Source organism: Thermotoga sp. SG1 (assembly GCF_002865985.1).
Lineage (GTDB): Bacteria > Thermotogota > Thermotogae > Thermotogales > Thermotogaceae > Thermotoga.
In genome coordinates, this window is sequence record NZ_LNDD01000004.1 from 73,230 (window position 1) to 98,978 (window position 25,749).

The following is a 25,749-nucleotide window of genomic DNA, read 5'->3' on the forward strand; positions in this document are numbered from 1 at the left end:
AAAATATTTATTAGAAAAGACCCACAATGTCACAACGGAAAGGAGGCGGCAGGGATGGTCATAACAAAGAGACACGCCGTCGTTCTAAAGAGGCTCTACGAAAAGGGAGAGGAGTTCAGTGTGAGTGACTGGGAAGCTTTCGATAGAGGAACGCTGTGGCATCTTGAACTTGCCGGCCTGGTCAAACCCGTTGGTGTTAAGATGTACGATCTGACGTTCTCAGGAAACATCCTCGGGGAACTCCTCACGAACATGATCAAAGAAGGCGTTCTGAAAGATCCAGAGGAATGGGACGACTCGTTCAGATGGATCGGATCTGAAGTGATCTCCATGATCAGATACTCCAAACTTGCCCAGTCGAGGGTGAAGGGAGAGATTGCCGAGGCTCTGGAAGAGCGGGGATTTGTGAAGGAAGGAACCCTTACACCTCACGCTTATACGCTAGATGAGATCTACAACGCTTCCCAACCGAGGATCGTGGTGAATTCGCAAGTAGCGGAATATTTGAGAAAAATGGTGGAGGGACCTGGTGAGTCGAGTAAACTTCCAGTGGGCGAAAACGAACTCTTTCAACTTGAATCGATGAGGATGATCGCTTTTTCCGTTCCAAAATCTGATGTATACGCTCTCACCGGGCTCGGGCAGCAGATCAGAGCTGCTCTCAGGAAAGGACTCGTTGTGACAGATGAAGTGATCCTCGATGAACTCGTTCTGGACACAGTTGCAAAAGCCTGCGAAGGAAAAGAATTGAGCGATTTCGAGAAAAACGTTCTTCTGGAAAGAGGACTCATTGACTGGACGGGAAGCCTTCATCCGATGGCAGAACACCTCTATCTTGCCTGGAAGATATACAGAAAAGGACCCTATCTGATGACTCCAGCGTTCCAGATATCCGAAGATGAAGCACGACTGCTGATGTTGATCGAGAAGCTCTGGAAAAGGAACGAGCAAGACAGGGACGTGTTCCCGGAACCAAAACAGATAGAGGAAGAAGTGGACTGGGAATGGAAAAGAAAAGATCTCACGGTGAAACTTGCACTTTACAACCTGGAGGGCTTTGGTCTTTTGAGATCCAGAGAATACAGAGACGGTGCAAGAAGAACGCTCGTGTACGAGTTAACCAGTTACGGTGAAGAGGTACTCGAGGATCAGAAAAGGAAACTGAGGAGCATTTCCGCCACCGGTGTAAAATCCATAACCATGACGAGAAAAGAATTCGCCGCGCCGAACGTGGAATGGTACGAACAGGCAAAAAAGGAAGGACTCGTCAGCGACGCTGCACCAACGTCTTCTGGCCTTCTCTACGCGAGACTTTCTGTGGAGGTGGAAAGAAAACCCCTCATAACGAATGTGGAGATGAAAGTCCTCAGGAAGGTACCTTACAAAGCGGGCATATTCGTTGAGGATCTCGATCTGTCCGAGGAAGAAAGGATCGCACTCGACAGCCTTGAAGCGAAGAATCTGGTGGAGATTCTGCCCACCGGTCTTGTCACGCTTACAGACGCTGGTCAGCTTATGAAGAGAGCTCTGTCAGCCGCTTCTGATGACGTAGAAGCTCCTGTCACACCCCTTGTGATAAGACTTCTTCAGGCTATAAGAACGCACGGTGGTCTTCAGATGAGAGAAAAGAGGATCAGGATAAACCCGGAAAGCTGGAAGGCGGTGGAAGAAGAAGTCGGAGTTGATCCGGAAACCTTCGACGATGCGTTGAACCTTGCCAGGATATCCAGGTTCATCTCGGAAAATGCTCTGACTGAGGCAGGAGTAGCACTTCTTCAGGCGGTTGATGAACTCGCAAAGAAAGAATATCCCTGGGCTGAATTTTAAAGCCCCACCGTTCGGTGGGGCTTTTTTCACGGATAGATTCCCCTCTTCCTCGTGGCGTAGGCCACTCTGTCTATGGCGAGAATGTAAGCCGCTGTTCTCATGTCGGTGCTGTACTTGTTCTTTGTTTTCATGACCTCACTGAAAGCCTCTTTCATCATCTTTTCCAGTGCGGTTCTTATCTGATCAAGATCCCAGAAGAACTCCTGAAGGTCCTGGACCCACTCGAAGTAGGAAACGGTAACACCACCGGCGTTTGCAAGGATATCCGGAACAACGAGAACTCCTCGTCTGTTCAGAATTTCATCGGCCTCAGGTGTTGTGGGCCCGTTTGCTCCCTCCACCACGATTTTTGCTTTTATCTTCTCTGCGTTTCCTTCATGAATGGCGTTCTCCAGGGCTGCAGGAACGAGAACATCAACGTCCAACTCCAGAAGTTCTTCGTTTGAGATCTTCTCACCCTTTGGATAGGTGGAAACGGTGCCTTCCTCGAGTTTGTACCTGATCAACTCTTCCACGTCAAACCCTTCTGGATTGTAAACACCACCTTTGCTGTCACTCACCGCGACGACTTTTGAGCCAAGTTCTTGAGATATCAGGAGAGCAGCGTACTGTCCAACGTTTCCAAAACCCTGAACAGCAACGGTGGCTTTCTTTGGATCTATTCCCATAACATCCATTGAAAGTCCCGCACAAACCTTCACGCCACGTCCTGTTGCCTCTTCACGACCTTTTGAACCCCCAAGATCCACAGGTTTTCCTGTAACCACACCAAGGGCGGTGTAGCCAACGTTCATACTGTAGGTGTCCATGTACCAGGCCATCACATCTGCATTCGTGTTCACGTCTGGTGCGGGAATGTCGTTGTGCGGTCCTATGATGATCTGAATCTCGGAGAAGTACCTTCTTGAGAGTCTCTCTAGTTCGCCTCTTGAAAGTTTCTTCGGATCTACCCTAACGCCCCCTTTTCCACCTCCAAATGGAAGGTTCATCACGGCCGTTTTCCAGGTCATCCAGAACGCCAGAGCTTTAACTTCGTCTAGATTGGTGTCGGGATGGTATCTAATACCGCCTTTTGCCGGACCCCGTGCGATGTTGTGCTGCACTCGATATCCGGTAAAGACCTCAATGTGGCCATCGTCCATCCTCACAGGAAACTCGACGATCAGGACTCGTTTTGGCCTTCTCAAAACCTCTGCAATGTCTGGTTCTAGATCCATGAGGGAAGCAGCACGGTTGAACTGTTCAACTGCCATTTCGTAAAGGCTCTTTTTCGACATCCTTCTCCCCCTTTCATCTCAGTATGCGAGATACACCATATCGTTACCTATTGTATCACTTTTCGAAACAAAAGCAAAATATTTTTCGGGGGAGAAGGTTCAGACGGGTAAATTAATGTTCTGTACAGGATCTGGTCCTGGCCTTGCAAAAAGAAATCCCTACATCAACTCGATACCAATCTTTTGCAAAGTTTCGTACTCTTCGGTTGTTTCAACACCTTCTGCTATCACCTGTATACCAGATTTGCTGGCAGCGGAGAACAGTGCCTCGATCATATGACGTTTCAGCCAGTCTTTATGAACGTTTCCGATAAGACTCATATCGATTTTTATAATATCCGGCCTCAATTCTGCTAATCTTTTCAAAGAGGAAAAACCAGTGCCAAAATCGTCTATGACTATCTTGAATCTTTTCTTTTTCAAATGTTCAACAACGGAAGTCTCCAGATGCTCCATTTCGCTTTCTAATTCCAGTTTATCTGCTATTCTTCTGTAAAGGAAATCTGGATCGAGGAGGACACTGGGAGAGAGTTTTCTAGAGCTTTTTCAATAGCAAGTTCGCTCAATTCGAGAAGTACATCCAGTCTTTTTGCCAGTTCAACCAGACGAACAGATGGTACCACTTGTCCATTCTAATCCACCCCCCTAGAAAGACACTCGTAGCTATATATTTCACCAGTTGAGGTGTTTACAATAGGTTGGAAGTAGGTCACAAGAGATTCGTTTTCCAGGACAAATCTCAGAATGTCAGCTTTTCTCAGATCAAGCCAATATTGGAATGTTCGCATCTTTTTCAAAGAGCGCAACGAGATCGTTTCATCCAGTTCTAGAGGGAGTATCATTATTCTTTGTTTTTCTAGTTCTGTAAATTCTTCTGAGGAAAGGGCAAGATCAATGAATTCATCGAATTTCATTTCGAAAGAGATGTTGTCTTCTGAGAAAGAAATCTCTACGTCGTGTTTAAAAACTTCCTGGAACTTATGAAGGAGGTAATTGAGATAGTCGGCGTGAGGAACGAAAACGATGATTCTTTTCGCTGAAGAGGGGAAATTAGGGACAATTGATCCCATAATCAATCACCCCCTTCAAAAAGTTCAATATACGACCTACTCTGTCAGAATCTTCTTGAAAACTGGGTCCACTATCGTGTAACCATTCTGCGTTTTTTCCACAAAGGCCATCTTTTCCAGAGTCTCAAGAATAGAGTAGAGACGAGAATCGCTGATAAAGTCGCCCTTTGCATGGAAGATGTTTTTCAACGCTGACCAGGTGTTTATTCCCTTCGCAATCTGTCTTAAAACGAACGGATATCTCTCACTTCTTCGCTTCAGTTCATCGAGTTCTTTTTCAAAAAGAGCCTTCACAGTATGAAAAACTTCCTTTATGGCTTCATCTTTGTTTTTCTTCTCCAAATACTTTATGCCGAATAAAACCAGATACCCAACGATTCCATCTATTTCCCCCACCACTTCTTCTGGATCGAAGTTTATTTTTTCTTCTAATTCTTTGAAACCCTCTATGAGAAAATCCACGGATTGCTCGAAAGAAAAAGGCCTAACGGTGAGAAAACCGATTCCTCTTCCGTGTAACGGAGAGTCGTAGCTGTCGAGTTTCAGAAAATCGTGGAGTACACCAACCTCGGATCCTGTCACTATGAAACGTACTCTTTCCAGACTATCGTAACAATAAGCGAAGAGTGCCAGTATATCTTTCCCTCCACGCGAACCGTAATACCTGAAATACTGAGCTTCATCAAAGAAGATCACCGTTTTTGTTTTTCTTTTTTTCGAAATCTCATCGAGCTTTTCTAGCAGATCCGAAAGGCTGAACTCTTTTGGATTTATCTGAAGAGAGGTCCCGCTGATGGAAATCCCGCGGACTCTTTTCAGAAGATTCAGAAGTTTCTGAGATCGGGAGATCCTGGAGAGTTCCTCTGCGAGAAATCTTGAAAGGTGTAAAGAGGTAATGTTACCACCAGAACTCTCGTAAAGTTTTCTTCCATCTATCGTTATATGTGGAAGTTTTTTTTCGTTCAAAAAAACCTTCACGAGGGAGGACTTTCCCACTCGCCTCAAACCTGTTACCACAACGAGTGGGTAGGTTTCGACGAGCTTTTCAAGTTCTTTGAGTTCTCTTTCTCTGTCGAACAGGTCTTCCTTTCTGACCTTTGGTGTGAGAGAAAAAAGCAAAGAATCCCCCCTCTCTGGTTTATTTTATCACTTCTGGTACCAGAAGTTACTTCCGGGATCAGAAGTTCATTTTCCCTCATCGGATGATGCCTTTTTCCTGCGGACTGTTGAAACGAGTATAGAGACTATAATCAGCAACATTCCCAGCAATTGCTGGATTCCCACCCTTTCTCCTCTGAACAAAACACCCGCCATCACAGAGACCACGGTTGTGAAGTTGGAAAAGAGTGTGGTGATTATGGGAGAAACTCTCTTTATAGCGTAGTTGAGAAGAAAGAAGGCGAGTGTTGATGAGAGCACACCAAGATACAAAGCACCTGTTATCACATGGAAGTTAAAAACAGGTTTGAAATCTCCTGTTACAACGCTGAATATCGTAAAAAAGATTGCACCTGTCATCATCATGAAAAAGGTGATCTCGTTCGGTGTGAACTCTTTTGAGAGCTTTCTTGATAGAACACTGTACATTGCACCGGAAAGAACTGCGAGTAACATAAAGATCTTTCCAGAAACGTTTCCAGGTGTGATGTTGAACCCAACGATCAAGGAAACACCAAAAAAACCAAGGCCAACCAGAAGGTAGTGAGGCAGATCTCCTTTTTCTTTCAGAAGGAAGATCGCAAGTACGTTCACAACGACTGGAATCAGAGCGATGATCATTCCGGCTTCCGAGGAATTTATTCTCTGAACACCGTAGGTTTCAAACAGAAAGTAAAGCACAGGCTGAAACAGAACAAGTTTCCACAGTTTCCAGTAAGGTTTTCTTTGAAGCCTTATGAAGCCAAAAGACATTAAAAAGAGATAACTTAGAAAAGCCACGATAAAACGAAGAGAAAGAAACGTTAAAGGCGAGACATGATCGAGTGCGTTCTTTGTGAACAGAAAAGAAAATCCAAAGATAGTAGAATAGAGTAGCCCGGCTATGATGACCCTCAGTGGCATACAATTCCTCCTCGCATCGTTAATTCGATTTTTCTTTCCACACTCGAAGAGTGTTTCTCTACGATTTTCTGATGCCGATGGAACTGTTTTTTCACGCTCGCTGGAGCCACCGGGATGATCGTTTTTGAACATACTTTCTCAGATTCACGTCGAGTTCTCAGGTGTTCATGATCTTTATGATAGTAGTTTTTGTGATCCTTCAGCGTCTTCTCGGCTTTCTCACAGCTGTTGAGGGCTTTGTGATGTTGAAGAAGCTCTGGCAAGTTCCATCATAGCTTTCTGGAGTCTTTCCACATCCTTCGAGAAATAAAACACCAGAGCAAAGAGCAAAACGGCACAGATGAGCCAGAAATAAGCGGAGGTCTTCAAAGCAGTCCCAAGGGAGCCAAGGGCAACAGACATCATACCACCTGCGAACTTTCCAAAGCCCGTTCCCAACGAATCTGTGAGGTTGAATATGGAAAAAATCCTTCCTCTGTCCTGTGGTTCGTTCACGTTCAAAAGCATAAACTTCACGTTTGGGCCCGTAAGACTTGCCGTGAAAGAGGCAACAAATCCAAGAATCATCAGAACTGCAAGATTTCCAGTGTAGTCCAGGGTGAACACAGTGAAAAGAACACCAAGAGCGGTTGTTACTGAACAGAACAAAGGAAGTGAAGGTTTCGCCCTTGCGTACAGGTTAGCTCCCCACATACCCCCCAGGATGATCCCAACGATGTTTCCAAGACCAAACACCAGAAAAACAAGTGTTGCGGTTTCAACGGAGAGGGCTCTTTCTCTTCTGAAGAATTCCACCAGAAAGTACGGAATGGCACCCCAGGGAATGGTTCCGGCTATTCCTTGAAGGAAGAGAAGAAGGTTCGTCTTCACTTTTACGAGTTTCGCATAATCGGAGATCTTTGGTGCTTTTGGATAAGTGTATCCAGACTGAACAAGTTCTCCAATTCCCTTCTCAAAGGCACCTCTTTTTGGCTCTTTCAGAATGAAAATGGATAAGATAGCAAGAACGATGTTGGGAACAGAAACTGCGATAAACGGAACTCTCCAGCCATACTTTGGTCCCAAAAAACCTCCAACAATCATGCCAAGTACACTTCCTATGGAGATGGCAGAGGATATGAGTGCTACGACCTTTCCTCTTTTCACCTCGTCGAACATGTCTCCGATCATGGAATACACTATGGGAAAGGATGCTCCAACACCTATCCCTGTGAGCGCTTTCCAGAAAAACAACTCTCCGTAAGAACCAGAAAAAGCGCTCATGAGACACGGAATCTCTCCGACGAGTATGGAGTATATGAGAAGGTTTTTTCTGCTGTATTTGTCTGCTAGATACCCCCACACAAGACTCACAAGAGCACCTATTATCGTGAATGAAGATGCAACAAGTCCTATCTGTGCATCGGTGATGCCAAACTCTTTTTCTATTGCACCGATGTTTGGAGACATCACCATCTGGTCCGCGTTGAGAAGAACCATGAGGATGAGAATGAAAAACACAGCCATCATCATTCCCCCTTCAGCCAGTTTATGACTGCCTTTGTAACATCCTCTTTTTCCACATCGTTGCTCAGAACATGACCGGACCTTTCAAAAACGAGGAGTTTTCTTTTTTCTGATCTGATGTTGTTGTAGATAAATTCAGCCGCCTTCATGGGAACCATATTGTCGTTTCTTGCTGCAACAACGAGCGTATCGGATGTGATCTTTGCAACACTTTTTCTTGCAAGTTTCATGAGTTTGTAGAGTTCTGCTGCCTGTTTTGGCCAGTTGTAGGACCAGTATTCTTTCCTTAAGTACTCGATATCTGGATCGTCGTATTTTTCTGTGTTTTCCCTTGGCATCTTCTTTGAAAAGAATTTCAGAAGGGGTGTGAGGGCTATCTTTTTGTCAAAAACATGTGTTGCAGCAGCAAGTGTGACCAGTTTTGGAGGGCTCATCTGAGAAGCAAGGATCAGAGCGATCACACCACCCATCGAAAGCCCCACGACGTGTACCCTCTCGCAGATCGCACTAAGATCGTAATACGCATCGAACGCCCGTCTTAACCAGTCCTTTGCGGTCGATATGAGAAAGTCCTCACCGCACGTTCCGTGCCCTGGAAGCCTCGGTACGGAAACCGTGAAACCTGCTCTGTTCACCTCTTTTGCCATGTATTCAAAATCGTGGGGAGAGCCCGTGAAACCGTGGATGAAGAGAACCCCTTCACTTCCTCCTTCAAGGAAAATGGGAAGGGATTTTTTCACGGTTTTACAGCGAGGAAAGTCCACGAGGGACACCTCCTTCGATGTTTTTGAAGACAACAATATTTTAACATTTATTTATCAAAGATGGAAAGCGATGATAAAATCTCATACGAGGTGGTAGTGTGAGAAAGATCCTTCCGTTCCTTTTGATTTCGATCTGGGTAGGACTGGTTTTTTACTTTTCTTCTCAGTCTCCCGATGTTTCTGGAAGGCAATCCAGAAGCGTTTATTTGATTCTCAAAAGACTGGACAACGCTTTGGATTTCACTCAAACGGAATGGTACAGGAATTTGAGAAATTTCCTTGAAAGATAGTGGTTCCCCGAAAAGAAACCCTCTGGAGAGGATCTTGTGAGAAAGTTTGCCCATTTTGGTTTGTACTTCATCATGGGTGTGCTTTCTTTTGTGCTCAGTTACTCCTACATCGAAAAGTACGTGTTTTCTATATTGATGGGAGTTTCTTTTCCTACGCTGATAGCCGTTCTGGACGAGTACAATCAGAGTTTCCATAACAGGGGTTCTTCTCTTTATGATGTGATCATCGACATGAACGGGGCGATGTTCGGGGTGTTTTTTTCTCTTCTGGTGTGGTTTGTCATGAAGTTGACCGTAAAGAAATAACGGTAAGGGGGAGATAGTATGAAGATGGCCGGTGTTCTGATCATCCTTGTAATAGCTGTTGCCTGTTTTTCCCAAACAGATCTTTCGCTCCTTCTTCCAGGAGAATACCCTGTTCCTGAGTGGGTCAAACCTGGCCTGGTCGTGGTCTATCAGCACGAAGGTGGCATCAGTTCTGCTTTATATCGACTGGCCAGCTATCGAAGGCTTTCCCCCTGTTTCCCAGGAAAACCACACCTACAACATTTACGTTTCTGCATATGAAATGATCACTCCCGCAGGCAGTGTCAGCTACGAACTTTTGAACGCACAGGGAAGTATTTTGATCTACAGACTCATTCAGTATTCTTCCGGGATGTCCATGCCCGCTGAGATAATGGGAGTTCCTTCTTTTGGTCCTTTCTACATACATCCAAAACTTCTGGAAAAAGATGTGATCCTGGAAATCTCGGAGATTGATTTTGTCTGGCAAAACGAGCAGGGTGAGTACGGTGTAGATAGCGTTGTTTACTTCAACGGTCAGGAGTGTTTCAGAGCCACATTGAATGAAAGAGGACTGATGATTGGAGTGCAGTACCTTCAGGGAGGCTTTGTTATCATGACGGAACTTGTCGAATCAAAAAGGGGGTGACCCCCTTTTTGATTCATTCCACCTTCAATCTGCTTACAGATTCAACGAGTCTTTCGGCCATTTCATCGAGATTTTCGGCAGTTTTTGCTATGTTCACTATAGTTTCTGCTTGCTGCCTTACAGACTCTGTTACCTCGTTCATTTGATCGACGATGTTCAGCATGGACTTACTGGCACCGTCCATTGCGCTACTCATTTCCTCAGAAGCCGCACTCTGCTCCTGAGCGCTGGCAGCAAGGCTTTCTATCATATGAGACATGTTGGTGATACTTTCGAGGATCATATTGAACTTTTCGCTCACAATCTCAGACTGCTGAGAAGCCTGCTCAACTATTTGCACTGTCTCATCTGTTGCGGATTTTGCCTGTAAACTCTCATCCATTATACCTTTGAGTATCTCTGTTATGTTCTGGGTGGCATTCCTACTTTCTTCAGCAAGTTTTCTGATTTCATCTGCAACTACCGCAAAACCTCTTCCGGCTTCTCCTGCACGTGCTGCCTCTATTGCTGCGTTCAGAGCAAGGAGATTCGTCTGTTCTGCTATGGAATTTATTGTTTCGACTATTTCACCTATGTTCTTCGCGCTTTCAGAGAGCCTGTCAACTACACTTGAGGTTGTGTTGGCTTTTTCTCTGGTCTGGGATATGATGTTCGATATGTTCTCAATGGCCTTCTGTCCTTCTTTGATCAACTCATTCACTTTGCTTGCCTCTTCGTTGAGGCGCTGAGAGGAGTTGGCAACGTTCTGAGCACTCGCTGCCACTTCTTCCACACCGCTCGTCATTTCTTCTATTGCAGCAGAAGCGTTGTTCACGTTGGAGTTCACCGTGTCTATTTGGGCAGAAAGTTCTTCTACAGTTGCGCTTGTTTCTTCAGATGCAGCCGCAACTTGTGAGGCAGTGTCCTTTAGGAGTTTGGCTTCATCGTGAATTTGAGTTACAAGTCCCTTCAAAGCACCCACCATGTGGTTCAGAGAGTTGGCCAACTTTCCTAATTCATCACGACCTTTGTAATCGATCTGGACTGTGAGATCTCCAGACGCGATTTTTTCCGAAATTTTGGCCATCTGGGATATGGGATAGGCAATATATCTTCTTGAAATCGTTATAGCAAGGATCAGAACAACTATGATGATTCCGGCAACGACAACAGATGTTGTTAAAATATCTCTGTTCACACTGGACATCAGAATATTTTCAGATACGATGTTGAAAAAGATCCAGCCGTTTTCGAGTCTTCTGAAACCCGCCATCAAATAATCCGAACTGAATTTTTCATACCTGAACCTTGAAACACCACGTTCTCCTTTTGATAACCAGTTCTTGTAGAAATCTGTGCCAGAAACATCGAGCCCAACCAGCTCTGGATTTGAGTGGAGAACAACTATTCCTCTCTCGTTTATCACACCGCTTTCATAACCGAGTCTTTTTGAATTCGCAAAAATCGTTTCGGAGAGTTTTGAGATGTCAAAGTCGATTCCAACCACGCCGACAACGTTGCCATCTGTTTTAATGGCTTTGGCAACGGTTATTATTGTCTGGCCGGTGGCAGCATCTGCGTATGGATCGGTTATCACCACTCTATCAGGATTGGAAACAGCGCTTCTGTACCATGGTCTTTGAGTTGGATCGTACCCTGCCGGGAGTTCGGTTTCTGGTATGAGGTACATTCTTTTGTCCCTATACCCAGCGTAAACAAAAGTAATGTCAGGGTAGGACTTCACAACAGATCTGAACAACTTTATCATCCACTCTTCTTCGTTGTTTACATTTTCAAAAGCGCCCTTCACGTTTTCATTGTTTGCAATCAGGTTGGCAAGCTGCGTATAGCCACGTATGAAATTCCAAAATATATCGGCACTGTTCACAGCCTGTGACAGGAGGGTGTTTTCAGATGATTTCATGGTGCGTGCTCTTTTGTCGAGGATAAAATAGGTGGAAACACCTACCAGAACAACTATGATCAGGAGTATCGAGAGAAAAATCTTCCAGAAAACCGGCATGTTTTTCATAATCGAATCACACCTCCTCTGTTGATATGTATGCCGCGACAAAAAAACATCTTCTCAAAATTAGGAAAGAAAGACAAACGACAGAATGATCATTCTACGCATAAGAATCCCCCCTCGGATGTGAGTGACTGTATTCTACTCCTTTGATAACAAAAAACAAAAGATATGTTATAATTGACCAAACTAACAGGGGGGTGTTTCCCGTGCGAAAAAATTTGTTGATCACCGTTACGGCTTTTCTGATAGTCCTTGTTGGATGTACAGGTGTTGTAGGTATAATCGTGCAAGAAGGAATTAAACAGAAAGCACAAGAGCTAATTGATCAGGCTATGTACATTCTGGAAACTAGTTCTGTTGATTACTATCATTTGAGAGAGGTTATCTACGTTCCAGATAGCGATGAAACCGATTCAGAAGTAGTAAATACGGTCCTGGATAGCAGTATGATATTGCTCTGCGGTTTCATGGTACCTTCCACACTCACTAGTTGCAACGTAGTTTCTGTGAACGAACTGAACAGCAAAGCCATTCCCTGGGATTTGACTAACAAACCTGATTTCGTGGAGAATGTTTACGCGCTGACGATCGAAGGAACAACAGAAGATGGAAAAAAGACGTTCTTTTCTCTTCCAATGATAGAGGTTTCTGGACAGGAGTACTTCTGGTCAGTCTATATCTACATGGCAAAAGATGTCGTTATAGCGCCCGCTACTGAGGTCAGGATGTACCCGCAGTTTTTGTTTTACTGAACACTCCTTCACTGTTTTTGAGAGCAGGTCAATTTTCACTCTTGAGATTGACTCATCAGTCAATTTATGATACAATATGACTGACCAGTCAGTCAGGAGGTGTGAACGATGTCTGTCATTGAAACAGAAAATCTCACCAAGTACTACGGAAAATCTCGTGGTATTGAAGATGTGACGTTTTCGGTTGAAGAAGGAGAGATCTTCGGTTTTATCGGACCAAACGGTGCCGGGAAGACCACGACGATAAGGTTACTCCTTGGTTTGATCTTTCCAACCTCCGGTCGAGCACGCATATTTGGGAAAGACGTTTTGAAAGAAGGCAAAGAAATCAGAAAGAAAGTGGGTTACATCCCTGGAGAAGTGAGTTTTTATTCTGAGGTAACGGTGGAAGAGTTTCTCAGATATTCTTCGAATTTCTACGAAAAGGTGGATGAAAACTACGTGAGGAAGTTATGCAGTCTTTTCTCTCTTGATACGAAAAAACGTATCAGAGAACTCTCCATGGGGAACAAAAAGAAGGTAGCAATTGTTCAAGCCTTGATGCACAGACCAAAACTTCTCATTCTGGACGAGCCAACGAACGGGCTCGACCCTATTGTTCAGAACATGTTCTTTGAGATTTTGAAAAATGAAAAGGATAGGGGAACTACGATCTTCTTCTCTTCCCATATCCTGAGTGAGGTGGAAAGACTCTGCGATCGGGTTGCGATGATAAAGGACGGTAGGATACTCAGGGTGGAGAGTGTGGAAGGTCTAAAAAAAGAAAAGTACAAGATAGTGCGGGTCAGAGGGAAAAAGCTTGAAGCGTTGAAAAAGCTACCTGAAGTGAGTCGTTTGAAGTTCGAAAATGGAATGGCTGAGTTTCTCTTCTCTGGACCAACCGAAAGGCTCATTGAAATCCTTCACGAGCTGAAACCATCTGATTTCTGGGTGGAGGAACCTTCTCTTGAAGAGATCTTCATGTCCTATTACAGGGAGGGAGAAAAAATGAATGTCCTCAGATGGGATTTGAAGAGATACATAAAAAGTACACTCGCATGGACAATTGTCTTGATACTTCTTCAGTTCATGTACGCTGCGTTCTATCCAAGCATGGCAAAAGAAACAGAACTCATAACCAAGTGGATGAAAGTCATGCCGAAGGCCTTTGTGAAACTTTTCGGACTGGAGGATATGGACTTTTCCAACATCATGAACTATCTTGCGATGGTTTCCAGTATCTATGTGACACTCGTTGGAGGAGTTTTTGCATCTCTGACCGGGGTGAGAAGTATCTCAAGAGAGGAAAGCGAGAAAACCATTGAATTTCTGCTTTCAAAACCGGTCTCAAGATCTGAGGTTGTTTTTTCGAAATTTCTCTCGTCATTGATTCATGTTCTCATCTTCGACGCACTTTTGTTTGTGAGTTTATTCTTCTTTGCGAACGTCTACAGTTCATCTCCCATTGAAATGGATAAATTCATCGTGTTCGCTCTCAGTCAGACTGTCCTTCACATCACTCTCATGAACATTTCTTTTCTTGTGGGCACCCTGAGATCAGACAGTGCTCTCTCGTTTGGTCTTGGTACAACCTTCGTTCTGTATGTACTGAATATGATATCAAAACTCACAGATTCTGCGGAGTTTCTGAAGTACTTCACACCTTTTTCTTACACAGATCCTTCAAATATCATAAGGCACGGGTTTCCGGAGTACTCTGGACTTTTCTTTGTGTTGGTGAATGCATCACTTCTGATCGTCTCGATCGTTTCGTTCTCACGAAAAGACATTCTTGTTTGATGGAGGGATCGTGTTGACGAAAAAAGAAGCGATATTGAAAGCGGCGATAGAAGTGTTTGGGAAAAAAGGGTACGAAAGAGCCACAACGGATGAGATAGCAGAGAAGGCCAGGGTGGCTAAGGGATTGATCTTTCATTACTTCAGGAACAAAGAAGGACTTTACTACCAAGCCTACTGTAAGGTGGTGGAAAAACTTCAGAGAGAGTTTGAAAACTTCATGAGAAAGAACAAAAACAGAGATATCTTCGATTTCATGGAAAGGTGGTTGGAGAAAAAACTTGAGTATTCCATAAATCATCCTGAAGAAACTAGCTTTCTGGTGACGCTCGTTGGTGTAAAAGAGGACCTGAGAAGAAGGATCCTCACTGATCTTGAAAAGACACAGGGAAAATTTTTCAATTTTGTGAGAGAGAAGCTGAAGGAGCTGAAACTGGCAGAAGGTGTGAATGAGGAAACGGCACTGAAGTTTCTAATGTGGTTCTTCAAGGGGTTCGAAGAGATGTACATCAGAACCTATCAGGGAAGGCCGGATCAGTTGAAGAAGGATGCCCAAAACCTCGTTGAAGAAGTGAAGGTGATGCTGAAGATCGTAAAGAGGGGTATGTTGAAAGAGTGAAGCGGGGATGCCCCCGCTTCTTCAGGATATTCCAAGGAGTCTGTCGATCTTTGCTTTGTCGAATCCGATGACTATTTTGTTTCCAATTTCGATCACGGGAACTCCCATCTGTCCGGTCTTTTTCACCATTAGTTCTGCCTCTTTTGGATTTTTCGTCACATCTACCTCTTTGAATTTCAATCCCAGGGATCTGAAGTATTCTTTCGCCTTTCTGCAGTATGGACAGGTCGGTGTTGTGTAGATTTTGATTTTCAGGTGCTGCACCTTCTCACCTCCATTTTCTACCTATTTGGTCTAAATTTATTCTACTACAAACTGGAGATACTTTCAACTGTTTCTCACAGAATCGAAAGGTTCTGAATGCGAATTATCATGCTACAATCTTTCCTGTGCAAGGAGGGATTCTGTGAGATACAGACTCATGTCGATAGAATTTCTCGTGTACGGATCGATGGCGGTTTATTCGCTTTTGAGTCAATTTCTTGCAAGTGAGGGACTTACAAAATCCCAGATCGGTCTTTTGATGGCAATCATGCCCATCTCTTCTCTTTATGCAAACCATTTGAACTTCGAGATCGCCTCCGCTGCTGGAAGGGTGAACTGGTTGAAGAAGGTGGTTTTCTTTGCTGGATTTCTTCTGTGGGGGCTGTTTCTTTTCGAAGATTTCTATGTGAAACTTCTCTTCATGGCGGTTTTTGCCTTTTTCTTTTCAGCGACGGCACCTCTTGCAGAGTCTGTGATCGTGGACATCACACACCAGTCGAGGATGAACTACGGCAGGATCAGACTCTTTGGAACGTTTGGTTTTTCCTTCACGGCACTGTTGATGAGTGCCCTGATCAGGATTGGATACGTCATGATATTCATGGTCTTCACTTTGCTCATGATACTCACATTTTTCACCCTGAAGAAGGTAGATGAGGTTGAGCTGGGAGATGAGGAAAAGAGCAGGAGCAGAAAGCCCCTGCCGGTCTTCTTCTGGTTACTTCTTCCGGTGGTGATCTTTGGTATAGCTGTGAACAATTTCAACTTCGTTTTTCTGCCCGTTCTAATAGAAGAGAGAGGTTACGACATTTCTCTTGCGAGTCTGGCACTCTCTTTGATGGCTATCACAGAGACACCGTTTCTTCTCTGGGCCGATGAGATCGTGGGAAAATTCGGTGTGGGGGTTTTGCTTTCGTCGGGAGTGTTTGTTGTTGGCCTTAGAAATCTACTCGTGACCATGGCAGATTCTCCGTTTTCTCTTTTGCTGGTTCAGTTGCTTCAGGGCTGGACCTACATCGTGATCTATTACTCCATGATGTCGCTCATTCGTATGTTCGGCCCTGCAAGAATCAGAGCACAAAAATACTTCTGGGTCGCTATGGGAATAGGACCGTTCGTTGGATCGTCCATCGGTGGAATTTTTGCAGAGAGCCTCGGTCTCATCAACACTTACAGAATCTTTGGTCTGGTTCCGATGATCGTCTCTCTTTTCGTCTTTCTCTTTCTCAGGAGGTACGAAAGAGCTTCCTGACAACTTCTCTCACCTTCTGTGCGTGTTCTTCTTTGCAGATCAGTATCCCATTGGGAGAATCGATCACGATCACATCTGAAAGTCCCACGATGGCTACTGGTTTGTCGTGTATCTTCACAAAAACACGTTCACTGTCCACAAGTACCACATTCTCTGATTCTTCTGTGTAACCCTCTATCTCTCTCACCGAAGACCAGTTCCCAACGTCGGACCACTCAAAATTTGCTTTCACAACGCGAACCTTTCTTGACCTTTCCATGACCGCATAATCTACACTGATCGACGGGACTTTCTCGTAGGCTTTCTTCATCGCTTCGAAATCCCTCGGATCCACATCCTTCAGGTGTTCGTATATGGCAGGCTCACAAACCTTTACCTCCTCGATGAATTCTTTTGCCTTCCAGAGAAACATCCCACTGTTCCAGAGGAATCTTCCACTTTCCAGGAATCTCTTTGCAGTATTAAGATCGGGCTTTTCCCTGAACTGAACAACCTCGTGCACACCATCTTCCAGTTCTTCCCCAGCTTCTATGTATCCGTAACCTGTCTCTGGCCTTGTCGGAACGATACCGAACGTGAAAAGACCACCGTACTTTTCCAGAGCATTGAGAGCTTTCTTAACCGTGTTCCAGAATTCTTCCACATCTGGTATTCTGTGATCTGCCGGCAGGACCAGAACAGGCTCATCATCTTCGGCAAGTTTTGTTCCAACAAAGCACGCAGGGGCGGTGTTTTTCTTCTGTGGTTCTGCGATGATGTTCTCCGGTGGAAGTTCTGGAAGTTCTTCCTTTGTTCTTTCAACGTAATCTCTGTGGGTTACAACGATCACGTCTTTCGGGTTGAGCCTTTTCAAAACGCGCTCGAAGGTCCACCTTATGAGACTTTTGTCATCAAAGAGTTTGAGGAACTGTTTTGGAGTTTCCGGTGTGGAAAACGGCCAGAATCTTTCTCCAGATCCCCCAGCCAGGATCAGTGCTTTCATCGTTTCACCTCCTCGTGTACAATTTTAACAGGAGGTGTAGAATGTGATCAGAGTTCTCAGCATCTTCGGCACAAGACCCGAGGCAATAAAGATGGCCCCACTGGTGAAAAGACTCGAGGAAGAAACGAGCGTGGAGAGCGTGGTCTGTGTGACGGCCCAGCACAGAGAGATGCTCGATCAGGTGCTTGAGGTCTTCAACATAAAACCAGACTACGACCTGAACATCATGAAAGAAAGGCAGACCCTCTCCGATATAACGGTGAACGCTCTTTCTGGTCTCTACAATCTGATCGAAAAAGTAAAACCCGATATCGTTCTGGTTCAGGGAGACACAACGACCACGTTCGTTGGGGCGCTTGCAGCCTTCTACCACAGAATACCTGTTGGCCATGTCGAAGCAGGACTGAGAACGAACGACAGGTACTCACCTTTTCCGGAGGAGATCAACAGAAGGCTCACCGGTGTCCTCGCGACCCTTCATTTTGCTCCCACAAAGAGGAACAGAGAGAATCTTTTGAAGGAAAACGTTATGGGAAAGATCTACGTGACGGGAAACACGGTGATCGATGCCCTCAGATACACCGTGAAGAACGATTACGTCTTTGAAAATCCTGTTCTCAGAAATGAGGATTTCTCTTCCGCAAGGTACATTCTCCTTACCTCACACAGAAGAGAAAACATAGGAGAGCCCCTGAAAAACATATGCAAGGCGGTGAAGAGGATCGTTGAGAGGTTCGACGACGTGAAGGTGATCTATCTGGTTCACATGAACCCCGCCGTCAGGGAGATCGTGTTCCCAATCCTCGAAGACACGGAAAGGGTGCTTTTGATCGACCCGGTGAACGTGATAGACATGCATAACCTGATGGCAAGGTGCTATCTCATCATGACAGATTCTGGTGGAATACAGGAAGAAGCCCCGGCCCTTGGAAAGCCGGTCATCGTACTTCGAAGAGAGACAGAAAGGCCCGAAGCCATAGAGGCAGGTGTTGCCGTCCTCGGTGGTGTAGAAGAAGAAGGGATATTCGAAATCACAGAACAACTCCTCACCGATGAAAAACTCTACCAGAAGATGGCACGGGCGGTGAACCCTTTTGGGGACGGAAAAGCCTCAGATCGTATCGTGAAGGCGATTTTGCACGAGTTTGGACTTTCCGATCCTCCGGAAGAGTTCGGCTGATCACTTTCTTCTCTTTTCCAGTTCCTTCATCACATCCTGAACGGTGATCCCCGCCTCGACCATGAGGACTGTGAGATGATAGATCATATCGGCTATCTCCCAGACGAGATTTTCCCTGTCGTCTTGAAGATAGCCAGTTATCACCTCGACTGCTTCTTCTCCGAACTTTTTTGCGATCTTTCCCTTTCCTTCTTTAAAGAGTTTTGCGGTGTAGGATCCCTCTGGCATCTCTTCTTTTCTTTTTCTCACCAGCCTGTACAGTTCGAGCCAGAAGGTGGGAGAGCCTGTTTCTTCGAATCTGTGTTCCACCTTGAAGAAACAAGATCTGTTTCCCGTGTGACACGCCACCTTTTCTTTTGGAAAGTCGACGATATAAAGGTACGCATCGTCATCGCAGTCTCTCCTTATTTCCACAACCTTCATGGTGTTTCCCGAGGTTTCTCCCTTTTTCCAGATCTTTTGTCTTTCTCTGGAGAAAAAGTGAGCGTATCCCGTTTTCTTTGTGAGTTCCAGTGCTTCTTTGTTCGCGTAGGCCAGCATCAACACCTCGCCGGTTGTTCTCTCCTGAACCACCACGGGATAGAGCTCCATCACATTCCCTCCAATCTCACGTTCACACCCTTTTCTTTGAGAAATCTTTTGAGTTCCATCACATCGATCTCTCTGAAATGAAACACAGATGCCGCGAGGGCAGCATCTGCTCCAGCTTGGAACGCTTCAAGAAAGTGTTCCATCTTTCCTGCACCACCAGAGGCAATGATGGGAAGGTTCGTCAGCGGTCTTACGAATCTGATCATCTCCGTGTCGTATCCCATTTTCGTGCCGTCTCTGTCGATGCTGGTGAGAAGTATCTCTCCGGCTCCCCTCCTTTCCACCTCGTGAACCCAGTCCGAGAGGAGAATACCGGTGTTTTTCTTCCCTGAGTAGGTGAAGACGATAAATTCACCGTCCACCCTCTTTGCATCTATCGCCACAACGACCGCCTGACTTCCAAAGGTTTCGGCGATCCTGGTGATGAGATCTGGTTTTTCCACCGCAGCGGTGTTGATACTCACTTTGTCTGCGCCTCTGAGGATGAGTTCCGATGCCGTTTCGAAATCGTGTATTCCGCCACCCACGGTGAAGGGGATGTCGATCTGTTCTGCTACCTTCTCCACCAGTTCGAGCATCGTTTTTCTCTTTTCCACAGATGCGGTGATGTCCAGAAAAACGAGTTCGTCTATTCCTATCTCGGAGTAGAGCTTTCCGAGTTCGACGGGATCTCCACTGTCTCTGAGGTTTTCAAAGTTCGTACCCTTCACCACTCGACCGTCTTTCACATCAAGACACGCTATTATTCTTTTGGCAAGCATACCTTTTCATCACCTCGACTGTGAGGGTGCCTCCCAAAAACGCCCTTCCCACGATCACACCCTTCAAAAGACCGTTCGTTCTTCTGTGAACCTCAAGGGCCTCCTTCAGGGAACGCTCTGAAGAAATGCCACCCGCTGCTATTACCTTCACACCCGTTCCCAGGGCGATCCTTTCTGTCAGAGAAAAATCGTGCTCTTCGAGGGTGCCGTCCTTTTCTATCTCTGTATGGATGATCTCTTCAAGGCCAAACTCCTTCAGTTTGTTCACAAGAAAAACAGGATCGATATCTTTTTCATCCAGCCAGCCCCTGAACGCTACCTTTCCTTCTCTTGTGTCGAGACTGAAGACTGGGCTCACTCCGATTTCTTTTAAGCTCTTCAGGAAGGAGGGATCTTCCAGCACCTTTGAGCTCACGATCTGTCTTCTGAACCCCATTCCGAGGAGTCTTTTTGCATACTCCAGTGTCCTTATTCCACCGCCGATTTGAATGTGATCGGCGTAAGACGAGAGTTTCTCCAGAACCGCCAGGTTTTCATCGCTTTCTTCTATGGCTCTTGAAAGATCCACCACGTGGATGAGGGGAAAGCCTTCTTCGACGAGTTTTTTTACCAGCTCGAAAGGATCTTTTTCATAGAATATCGTGTTTTCCTTTTTGCCCTTGACCATCCTCACGACTTTTTTTCTGTACAGATCTATGGCAGGGATAACGAGCATTCAATCACCTTCCTGAGGAGTTTTTTTCCTACCTTCGAACTCTTTTCTGGGTGGAACTGAAAACCGAGTATCCTTCCTTTTCTGACGGATGAGGGGAAGATCTCCCCATCGTACTCTGTCGTTCCCAAAACGCAGTCCTCTTCACACACGACCCTGTAAGTGTGAACGAAGTAATAATATCCGCTCGGGAAGGTATCCTTGAAGATCACCTCGTTCCATCCCATGTGGGGAAGCCTTTTGCTTTTCAACTTCACAACGTTTCCTTCTATCAGGGAAAGACCTTTCACGCCCGGTGCCTCTTCGCTTTCTTCGAACAGAAGCTGCATTCCAAGACAAACTCCGACAACGTACTTTCCGCTTTCCACGTGTTCTTCTATGAAGTCGATCAGGCCACTTTCTTTCAGTCTTTTCATTCCCTCACCGAAGTGTCCCACACCGGGAATGAAAAGAAGATCATACAGGTCTTTCTGAGGGTTTTCTACCAGAACTATGGAGACGTTTTCAAGGCCCTCGGCCGCTCTTTTCACTCCACGGTAGAGGTTCATGATGTTGCCAGGACCAACGGCTATTATTCCGACCCTCAATCTATCACTCCCTTGGTGGTTTTGGTGTCCGATCTTTCCAGTGCACGGGCGATTGCAAGCCCGAAGGACTTCATGGCAGATTCAGAGATGTGGTGGTCGTTCTTTCCAAAGAACTTGAAGAAGTGAACGGTAATCCTTGCGTGGTTGACAAAGCCGTTCATGAACTCTTCGAAACCTTCAACTGGCATGTCCTCTATATTCTCCACGGAGAATTCGAAATTCTTCTGAAAGAAAGGCCTTCCAGAAAGATCCACATAGCATCCGATGAGCGCCTCGTTCATAGGAACGGTGGCCTCACCGAACCTTCTCACCTTCGTGTAGTCGAAGAGCTCCCTGAACGCCTGTCCCAGGGAGATTCCAAAGTCCTCTATCAGATGGTGAAGGATACCATCTTTGCTCTCACAGGTGCTTACCCTGAGGCCCAGTCCCGAGTAGTGACAGAAAGTGTTCAGGAGATGATCGAAGAAGTTCACACCGGTGCTTCCTTCGAGTTTTCCGTGAACCGTGTCCAGTGTTATGGAAATCTCTATCTCCTTCGTGTTTCTTTGAACGATAACGCCGTTTTCTATCCTTTCCACCGTCATCTGAACACCTCCAGTTCCTTCAGAATGGTTTCGTTCTCTTCTCTTTTTCCGATAGTGATTCTAACACCTTCTCTGAAACTTCGAACTGCTATGTTCTTCCATCGAAGTTGCTCTACCAGTCTGTCCCGTTCTCTTTTGTCCATGAAGATGAAAACGAAGTTTCCACGCGAGTCGGAAATGGAGTAGTTCAGCTCCTTCAGTGCTTTTTTCATTCTCTCTCTCTCCGAGACGATGTATTCTATCCGCTCTTTGAAAATACCGATGTGTTCCAGTGCCACCTTGGCAAAAGTCTGAGAAACGTAACTCACGTTGAACGGCAGTCTCACTCTGTTGTACGCGTCGATGAACTTTTCAGAGGAGATGACGTATCCGATTCTCTGAGCAGCGAGAGAAAACGCCTTGGAAAATGTCCTGATGATGGCAAGATTTTCGTACTCTTTCAAAAGATCGATGTAGCTTTCTCCGTGGAATTCGTAGTAGGCTTCGTCCAAAGCAACGAACGCCCCTTTTTTCAGGATTTTTTTGATCTCCTCTTTTTCGAAGATATGACCCGTCGGGTTGTTGGGATTTGGGATGAAGACAACGTCTCCTTCTCCAACTTCGATTTCGGGTATTTTCAGATCCTTTGTGAGAGGAACCTCGAGGTACTTTGCACCAACCGCCTTCGCGAAGATCCTATAGCAACTGTAGGTGGGGGGGAAGAAAACTGCTCGATCGAACATGATCATCATCACGTATATGATCTCGTCAGCACCGTTTCCGATCGACACGTTATTCTCTCTCAAAAAATCGGTGTCGAGATATTCAAGGATCTTTTCGATGAGTTCTTTGTCCGGAGAGTCGTAGTATATTCTCATCTTGTCGCCGTCAAGTCTTCTGAAGACTTCCTTTGTGAGTTCTTCCGGAAAAGGGAATGGATTTTCGTTCAGGGCGAGGTAGATCCTGTCTCTCTTCTCTGTTTCGTACGGGTAAGCCCTCCTTATGATCAGATCAACGGGATTCACAGCGACTCCCTCCTCACGTCCACGGCCCTCGCGTGCGCCTCAAAGCCTTCCCATCGTGCCATTTTGGAGTAGAGCACACCTTTCTTTTTGAAGTCTTCTTCAGAAAAGTGGGTGATGAAGATCTTCTTTGTGAAATCAGAAACCCTGAGTCCAGAGGAGAACCTTGCGGATCTGAACGTGGGAAGCACATGGTTCGGCCCCACACCGTAGTCTCCCACGGATTCGCAGGTGTATTTTCCAAGGAACACGGAACCTGCGTTCTTTACATAACCCAGAACTTCGAAGGGTTTTTCCACGAGTATTTCCAGGTGTTCGGGGGCAATGAGATTGGAGATCTCAAAGGCCCTCTTCAGATTCTCAATGAGTATGATGGTTCCGAAGTTGCTCGTGGATATCTCAGCGGTTTTCCGTCTCTCATCGGGAAGAGATCGAAGATGTTCTTCTATGACCTCCGGAAGTTTCTCGAAAACTTCTTTCGAGGTCGTTATGACCACGCTCATGGCGTTTTCATCGTGTTCTGCCTGAGACAGGAAATCCGCCGCCACAAAGTCCAAAGGAACGCTTCCGTCCGTGATTATCGTGATCTCACTTGGTCCCGCTATGGAATCGATCCCCACGTCTCCGTAAACGAGTTTCTTTGCGAGGGTAACAAAAACTCCACCCGGTCCCACGATCTTGTCAACAGGTCTCACCGTCTCTGTTCCGTAGGAGAGAGCGGCAATCGCATGTGCTCCTCCCATCTTGTAGATCTCTTTCAGACCAAGCATTTCACACACCTTCAGAATGTAGGGGGATACTTTTCCGTTCTCATCGGGTGGAGTGGTGACGACGATCCTTTCAACGCCTGCCACGATGGCTGGAACGGCACACATGAGAAGGGTGGAAAAGTACGGAACTTTTCCTCCAGGAACGTATATTCCAACGCTCTCAAGAGGGACCACCATCTCACCAAGAAAACTTCCACCATCGGTTGTGAAGAAAAAGGAAGTCTCTTTCTGCCTCTGATGGAACTCTTTTAGATCCTCTATCACGACTTTCACGGTTTCGATGAAATCCCTCTCTACGCTCGCTTGTGCTATTTCTTCTTCCGAAACAAGAAGATCTTTCACACTCAGGGGGTATTTTTCAAAGCGCTTCAGATACTCTTCAAGAGCCCTGTCCCCCTCACTTTTTACCCTTTTGATGATCTCCTTGACAGCCTCTTCCACTTTTGAGGCGGCCTTCATTCTTCTTTCAAGGAGTTTCAGAACGTCCTCATCGGCTGGATTTCTCATGATTATCATCTTTCATCACCTCCTGGAGTTTTTCCAGAAAGGAGATTACCTCTTCTCTTTTCGTTCTGTAACTCACGGGATTCACCACAACGTGGGTTCTTATGACGAATATCTCATCGAGGACTTCAAGATCGTTCTCCCGGAGAGTTCTTCCTGTTTCTGTGATATCGACGATGAGATCGGAAAGCCCGGCTATTGGTGCAAGTTCCACGGATCCCTTCAACGGTATGATCTTGCAGTGCCAACCCTTGGATTCGCAGTACCTTCTTGTGATGTTTGGAAACTTGGTGGCTATTCTCTTTTCTCCCTCTGGAATCTTCTTTCCTCTCGGCCCTGCCAGCACCATCCTGCTCACGTTCGTTGGGATGAAAAACGGCTGTATGAGGTTTGTTTCCTTCTCAAGGAGCACGTCTGTGCCACAAAACCCCACGTCCGCCACTCCGTAGACGAGATACGTTGGAACATCAAACGGTCTCACCATGAAGCAGGTTACGTCTTCTCCTTCACGAAGGATGGAGGACTCTTTTTTGAAGGTGTATCCTGCTTTTTTGAGTAACTCCATTACCTTTTCTTCAAGTCTCCCTTTTGGAATCACGAGTTTCAACATGTTTTCCCCTCCAGAAAGATGGATCCTCCCACACCCTTTTCTCCGTTTATCGAGTACTCACCACCAGCTGCTACGAGTTTGGAGTCTGACGTGTCGTAGATAGTGAAGATCACACCGCTGTACTCTTCTATGGTTCTTGCCAGAGTGAGGTCCACTTCAACAAGAACATCTGGAAATCTTCCCTGAAGGAAGGAAGAAACGGAAAGAAGATCTTCTTTCACAGAAGAGGGAAGATTCATTCCCTCTAGGTTTTCGGGAGATCGTCTGTATATGCTGTCCTCTATGATCTTTTCTATTCGAGAAAGATCGATCCCTTTCATTCGAGAGAGGAACTCTATCTCCGCAAGATTTTTCGTGTCGATCAGATTAAGCACCTTCTCATGGATATCCTTTGGGACGGATCTCAGCAGATCTTCGTAAACCTTCGTGTGGCCTATTTCCACTATCAGTGGTCCGGTGAACATCTCAAGCACACTTTCTGTTATGATCTCGAGCACCTCGAACGTATCGTTGAGGGATTCTCTTGGAATGTTTTCAAGGCCGAGTTGATACTCCGCCACCATCTCTTCTCCGAAATATCTGTAGACGAAGTCCGCATACCACACTTTCATTTTGGAAGTGAAGGCCTGCTTTTTTCTATGATTTAAAACAGATTTCGTGAAATCACTTCGCACACGATAGAGATTTCCTTTTCTGTCAAGGAAAAAATCTCTCTCACCGGACACATCTTCCATTTTTTCAAAAGCAGGAGAGAAAAAGGGTGTGTAACCAGCTTTTGATGCTCTTCTGTAGAAGGAAACTACCTTTTCGAAATCCAAGAAGTCCACCTCCTTCGAATAAACAAAAGGGCCACGTCTTTTCGACGTGGCCCGTACGATTTCTCACCGCCAAACTCCCGGTGGAGAAACCGCCGGGCCAAAGCGGTGATGATGGTGTATAGAAACAAACATTTTTATGATTCTCTTTTGAATCCTCATGCCTCTTCGCTCCCTTGAGTCTTATTCTACCATCTTTGTTAGGAAATTCACCGTTTTGAATAATTCTTTTAAAAAAACCGGTGCTAGAAT

Annotated in this window: 28 protein-coding genes; 9 read left to right on the forward strand and 19 right to left on the reverse strand. The window is 45.6% G+C overall.

Annotation, left to right across the window (positions count from 1 at the left end; genetic code table 11):
- Positions 1 to 54 precede the first annotated feature (54 nt).
- Positions 55 to 1,827: a DUF505 domain-containing protein gene (locus tag AS006_RS05750; RefSeq protein ID WP_101513408.1), complete on the forward strand. Its 1,773-nt coding sequence runs from the start codon at positions 55 to 57 to the stop codon at positions 1,825 to 1,827.
- A gap of 26 nt (positions 1,828 to 1,853) precedes the next feature.
- On the opposite strand, the gene AS006_RS05755 is transcribed toward AS006_RS05750, so the two are convergent.
- The 7 genes from AS006_RS05755 to AS006_RS05785 form a co-directional block, all read right to left on the reverse strand.
- Positions 1,854 to 3,104: a Glu/Leu/Phe/Val dehydrogenase gene (locus AS006_RS05755; RefSeq protein WP_101513409.1), complete on the reverse strand. Its 1,251-nt coding sequence runs from the start codon at positions 3,102 to 3,104 to the stop codon at positions 1,854 to 1,856.
- A 159-nt stretch (positions 3,105 to 3,263) separates the two neighbouring features.
- Positions 3,264 to 3,560, reverse strand: coding sequence for an EAL domain-containing protein (locus AS006_RS05760; RefSeq protein WP_101513410.1), 297 nt, complete (start codon positions 3,558 to 3,560; stop codon positions 3,264 to 3,266).
- 176 nt (positions 3,561 to 3,736) lie between these two features.
- On the reverse strand, positions 3,737 to 4,174 hold the full coding sequence (locus AS006_RS05765) for an EAL domain-containing protein (RefSeq protein WP_101513411.1): 438 nt from the start codon (positions 4,172 to 4,174) through the stop codon (positions 3,737 to 3,739).
- Between the two features lie 36 nt (positions 4,175 to 4,210).
- A complete protein-coding gene (locus AS006_RS05770; RefSeq protein WP_101513412.1) occupies positions 4,211 to 5,293 on the reverse strand; it encodes an ATP-binding protein in 1,083 nt (360 codons plus the stop codon).
- Positions 5,294 to 5,359: 66 nt separating this feature from the next.
- On the reverse strand, positions 5,360 to 6,235 hold the full coding sequence (locus tag AS006_RS05775) for a DMT family transporter (protein ID WP_101513413.1): 876 nt from the start codon (positions 6,233 to 6,235) through the stop codon (positions 5,360 to 5,362).
- Between the two features lie 219 nt (positions 6,236 to 6,454).
- Complete coding sequence (locus tag AS006_RS05780) at positions 6,455 to 7,741, reverse strand: MFS transporter (RefSeq protein WP_101513414.1); 1,287 nt, start codon at positions 7,739 to 7,741, stop codon at positions 6,455 to 6,457.
- A 2-nt stretch (positions 7,742 to 7,743) separates the two neighbouring features.
- Positions 7,744 to 8,505 (reverse strand): carboxylesterase, encoded by a 762-nt coding sequence (locus AS006_RS05785; RefSeq protein ID WP_101513415.1) that lies wholly within the window; start codon positions 8,503 to 8,505, stop codon positions 7,744 to 7,746.
- A 98-nt stretch (positions 8,506 to 8,603) separates the two neighbouring features.
- Between AS006_RS05785 and AS006_RS09605 the strand changes: the two genes are divergently transcribed.
- The 3 genes from AS006_RS09605 (at position 8,604) to AS006_RS05795 (ending at position 9,729) form a co-directional block, all read left to right on the forward strand.
- Positions 8,604 to 8,795, forward strand: coding sequence for a hypothetical protein (locus tag AS006_RS09605; protein WP_233185661.1), 192 nt, complete (start codon positions 8,604 to 8,606; stop codon positions 8,793 to 8,795).
- A 36-nt stretch (positions 8,796 to 8,831) separates the two neighbouring features.
- On the forward strand, positions 8,832 to 9,101 hold the full coding sequence (locus AS006_RS09610) for a VanZ family protein (protein ID WP_233185662.1): 270 nt from the start codon (positions 8,832 to 8,834) through the stop codon (positions 9,099 to 9,101).
- A 160-nt stretch (positions 9,102 to 9,261) separates the two neighbouring features.
- Entirely contained in the window at positions 9,262 to 9,729 is a 468-nt protein-coding gene (locus AS006_RS05795) for a hypothetical protein (protein ID WP_233185663.1), read from the forward strand.
- A gap of 13 nt (positions 9,730 to 9,742) precedes the next feature.
- Here AS006_RS05795 and AS006_RS05800 read toward each other — a convergent pair whose 3' ends face one another.
- On the reverse strand, positions 9,743 to 11,740 hold the full coding sequence (locus tag AS006_RS05800) for a methyl-accepting chemotaxis protein (protein ID WP_233185664.1): 1,998 nt from the start codon (positions 11,738 to 11,740) through the stop codon (positions 9,743 to 9,745).
- Between the two features lie 203 nt (positions 11,741 to 11,943).
- On the opposite strand from AS006_RS05800, the gene AS006_RS09615 reads away from it, so the two are divergent.
- The 3 genes from AS006_RS09615 (at position 11,944) to AS006_RS05820 (ending at position 14,884) form a co-directional block, all read left to right on the forward strand.
- Entirely contained in the window at positions 11,944 to 12,489 is a 546-nt protein-coding gene (locus AS006_RS09615; RefSeq protein WP_233185665.1) for a hypothetical protein, read from the forward strand.
- A 108-nt stretch (positions 12,490 to 12,597) separates the two neighbouring features.
- A complete protein-coding gene (locus tag AS006_RS09620) occupies positions 12,598 to 14,268 on the forward strand; it encodes an ATP-binding cassette domain-containing protein (protein WP_233185666.1) in 1,671 nt (556 codons plus the stop codon).
- 10 nt (positions 14,269 to 14,278) lie between these two features.
- A complete protein-coding gene (locus AS006_RS05820) occupies positions 14,279 to 14,884 on the forward strand; it encodes a TetR/AcrR family transcriptional regulator (protein ID WP_101513417.1) in 606 nt (201 codons plus the stop codon).
- 21 nt (positions 14,885 to 14,905) lie between these two features.
- Here the strand turns inward: AS006_RS05820 and AS006_RS05825 are convergent, their stop codons facing one another.
- Complete coding sequence (locus tag AS006_RS05825; protein ID WP_101513418.1) at positions 14,906 to 15,148, reverse strand: glutaredoxin family protein; 243 nt, start codon at positions 15,146 to 15,148, stop codon at positions 14,906 to 14,908.
- Between the two features lie 142 nt (positions 15,149 to 15,290).
- On the opposite strand from AS006_RS05825, the gene AS006_RS05830 reads away from it, so the two are divergent.
- Positions 15,291 to 16,400, forward strand: a complete 1,110-nt coding sequence (locus AS006_RS05830; protein ID WP_101513419.1) for an MFS transporter — start codon at positions 15,291 to 15,293, stop codon at positions 16,398 to 16,400.
- Here AS006_RS05830 and AS006_RS05835 read toward each other — a convergent pair.
- On the reverse strand, positions 16,375 to 17,382 hold the full coding sequence (locus AS006_RS05835) for a mannose-1-phosphate guanylyltransferase (RefSeq protein ID WP_101513420.1): 1,008 nt from the start codon (positions 17,380 to 17,382) through the stop codon (positions 16,375 to 16,377). The genes AS006_RS05830 and AS006_RS05835 overlap by 26 nt on opposite strands.
- A 43-nt stretch (positions 17,383 to 17,425) precedes the next feature.
- Here AS006_RS05835 and wecB point away from each other — a divergent pair, with 43 nt between their 5' ends.
- Complete coding sequence (wecB, locus tag AS006_RS05840) at positions 17,426 to 18,562, forward strand: non-hydrolyzing UDP-N-acetylglucosamine 2-epimerase (RefSeq protein WP_101513421.1); 1,137 nt, start codon at positions 17,426 to 17,428, stop codon at positions 18,560 to 18,562.
- Here the strand turns inward: wecB and hisIE are convergent, their stop codons facing one another.
- Genes hisIE through AS006_RS05885 form a run of 9 tightly spaced genes read right to left on the reverse strand, consistent with a single transcriptional unit; the run spans position 18,563 to position 25,509 of the window.
- Positions 18,563 to 19,153 carry a bifunctional phosphoribosyl-AMP cyclohydrolase/phosphoribosyl-ATP diphosphatase HisIE gene (gene hisIE, locus AS006_RS05845; protein ID WP_233185667.1) on the reverse strand — a complete coding sequence of 197 codons (591 nt, stop codon included), beginning with the start codon at positions 19,151 to 19,153 and terminating at the stop codon, positions 18,563 to 18,565.
- Positions 19,153 to 19,914 carry an imidazole glycerol phosphate synthase subunit HisF gene (gene hisF, locus AS006_RS05850; RefSeq protein WP_101513423.1) on the reverse strand — a complete coding sequence of 254 codons (762 nt, stop codon included), beginning with the start codon at positions 19,912 to 19,914 and terminating at the stop codon, positions 19,153 to 19,155. Before hisF ends, hisIE begins: the two co-directional genes overlap by 1 nt.
- On the reverse strand, positions 19,883 to 20,629 hold the full coding sequence (gene hisA, locus AS006_RS05855) for a 1-(5-phosphoribosyl)-5-((5-phosphoribosylamino)methylideneamino)imidazole-4-carboxamide isomerase (protein WP_101513424.1): 747 nt from the start codon (positions 20,627 to 20,629) through the stop codon (positions 19,883 to 19,885). The genes hisF and hisA overlap by 32 nt, the downstream gene beginning before the upstream one ends.
- Entirely contained in the window at positions 20,608 to 21,213 is a 606-nt protein-coding gene (gene hisH / locus AS006_RS05860) for an imidazole glycerol phosphate synthase subunit HisH (RefSeq protein ID WP_101513425.1), read from the reverse strand. The genes hisA and hisH overlap by 22 nt, the downstream gene beginning before the upstream one ends.
- Positions 21,210 to 21,797 carry an imidazoleglycerol-phosphate dehydratase gene (gene hisB / locus AS006_RS05865; protein WP_101513426.1) on the reverse strand — a complete coding sequence of 196 codons (588 nt, stop codon included), beginning with the start codon at positions 21,795 to 21,797 and terminating at the stop codon, positions 21,210 to 21,212. The genes hisH and hisB overlap by 4 nt, the downstream gene beginning before the upstream one ends.
- Complete coding sequence (gene hisC, locus AS006_RS05870; RefSeq protein ID WP_101513427.1) at positions 21,794 to 22,801, reverse strand: histidinol-phosphate transaminase; 1,008 nt, start codon at positions 22,799 to 22,801, stop codon at positions 21,794 to 21,796. The genes hisB and hisC overlap by 4 nt, the downstream gene beginning before the upstream one ends.
- Positions 22,798 to 24,084, reverse strand: a complete 1,287-nt coding sequence (gene hisD / locus AS006_RS05875) for a histidinol dehydrogenase (RefSeq protein WP_101513428.1) — start codon at positions 24,082 to 24,084, stop codon at positions 22,798 to 22,800. Before hisD ends, hisC begins: the two co-directional genes overlap by 4 nt.
- On the reverse strand, positions 24,056 to 24,682 hold the full coding sequence (gene hisG, locus AS006_RS05880) for an ATP phosphoribosyltransferase (protein WP_101513429.1): 627 nt from the start codon (positions 24,680 to 24,682) through the stop codon (positions 24,056 to 24,058). The genes hisD and hisG overlap by 29 nt, the downstream gene beginning before the upstream one ends.
- Positions 24,676 to 25,509: an ATP phosphoribosyltransferase regulatory subunit gene (locus tag AS006_RS05885; RefSeq protein WP_101513430.1), complete on the reverse strand. Its 834-nt coding sequence runs from the start codon at positions 25,507 to 25,509 to the stop codon at positions 24,676 to 24,678. The genes hisG and AS006_RS05885 overlap by 7 nt, the downstream gene beginning before the upstream one ends.
- Positions 25,510 to 25,749: the final 240 nt, after the last annotated feature.

Bases quoted from the DNA above. Each gene is read 5' to 3' on its own strand.
- AS006_RS05750 (WP_101513408.1), top strand. From the start codon at position 55: ATGGTCATAACAAAGAGACACGCCGTCGTTCTAAAGAGGCTCTACGAA.
- AS006_RS05755 (WP_101513409.1), bottom strand. From the start codon at position 3,104: ATGTCGAAAAAGAGCCTTTACGAAATGGCAGTTGAACAGTTCAACCGT.
- AS006_RS05760 (WP_101513410.1), bottom strand. From the start codon at position 3,560: ATGGAGCATCTGGAGACTTCCGTTGTTGAACATTTGAAAAAGAAAAGA.
- AS006_RS05765 (WP_101513411.1), bottom strand. From the start codon at position 4,174: ATGGGATCAATTGTCCCTAATTTCCCCTCTTCAGCGAAAAGAATCATC.
- AS006_RS05775 (WP_101513413.1), bottom strand. From the start codon at position 6,235: ATGCCACTGAGGGTCATCATAGCCGGGCTACTCTATTCTACTATCTTT.
- AS006_RS05780 (WP_101513414.1), bottom strand. From the start codon at position 7,741: ATGGCTGTGTTTTTCATTCTCATCCTCATGGTTCTTCTCAACGCGGAC.
- AS006_RS05800 (WP_233185664.1), bottom strand. From the start codon at position 11,740: ATGAAAAACATGCCGGTTTTCTGGAAGATTTTTCTCTCGATACTCCTG.
- AS006_RS09620 (WP_233185666.1), top strand. From the start codon at position 12,598: ATGTCTGTCATTGAAACAGAAAATCTCACCAAGTACTACGGAAAATCT.
- AS006_RS05835 (WP_101513420.1), bottom strand. From the start codon at position 17,382: ATGAAAGCACTGATCCTGGCTGGGGGATCTGGAGAAAGATTCTGGCCG.
- hisIE (WP_233185667.1), bottom strand. From the start codon at position 19,153: ATGGAGCTCTATCCCGTGGTGGTTCAGGAGAGAACAACCGGCGAGGTG.
- hisF (WP_101513423.1), bottom strand. From the start codon at position 19,914: ATGCTTGCCAAAAGAATAATAGCGTGTCTTGATGTGAAAGACGGTCGA.
- hisA (WP_101513424.1), bottom strand. From the start codon at position 20,629: ATGCTCGTTATCCCTGCCATAGATCTGTACAGAAAAAAAGTCGTGAGG.
- hisB (WP_101513426.1), bottom strand. From the start codon at position 21,797: ATGACGGTGGAAAGGATAGAAAACGGCGTTATCGTTCAAAGAAACACG.
- hisD (WP_101513428.1), bottom strand. From the start codon at position 24,084: ATGATAATCATGAGAAATCCAGCCGATGAGGACGTTCTGAAACTCCTT.
- hisG (WP_101513429.1), bottom strand. From the start codon at position 24,682: ATGTTGAAACTCGTGATTCCAAAAGGGAGACTTGAAGAAAAGGTAATG.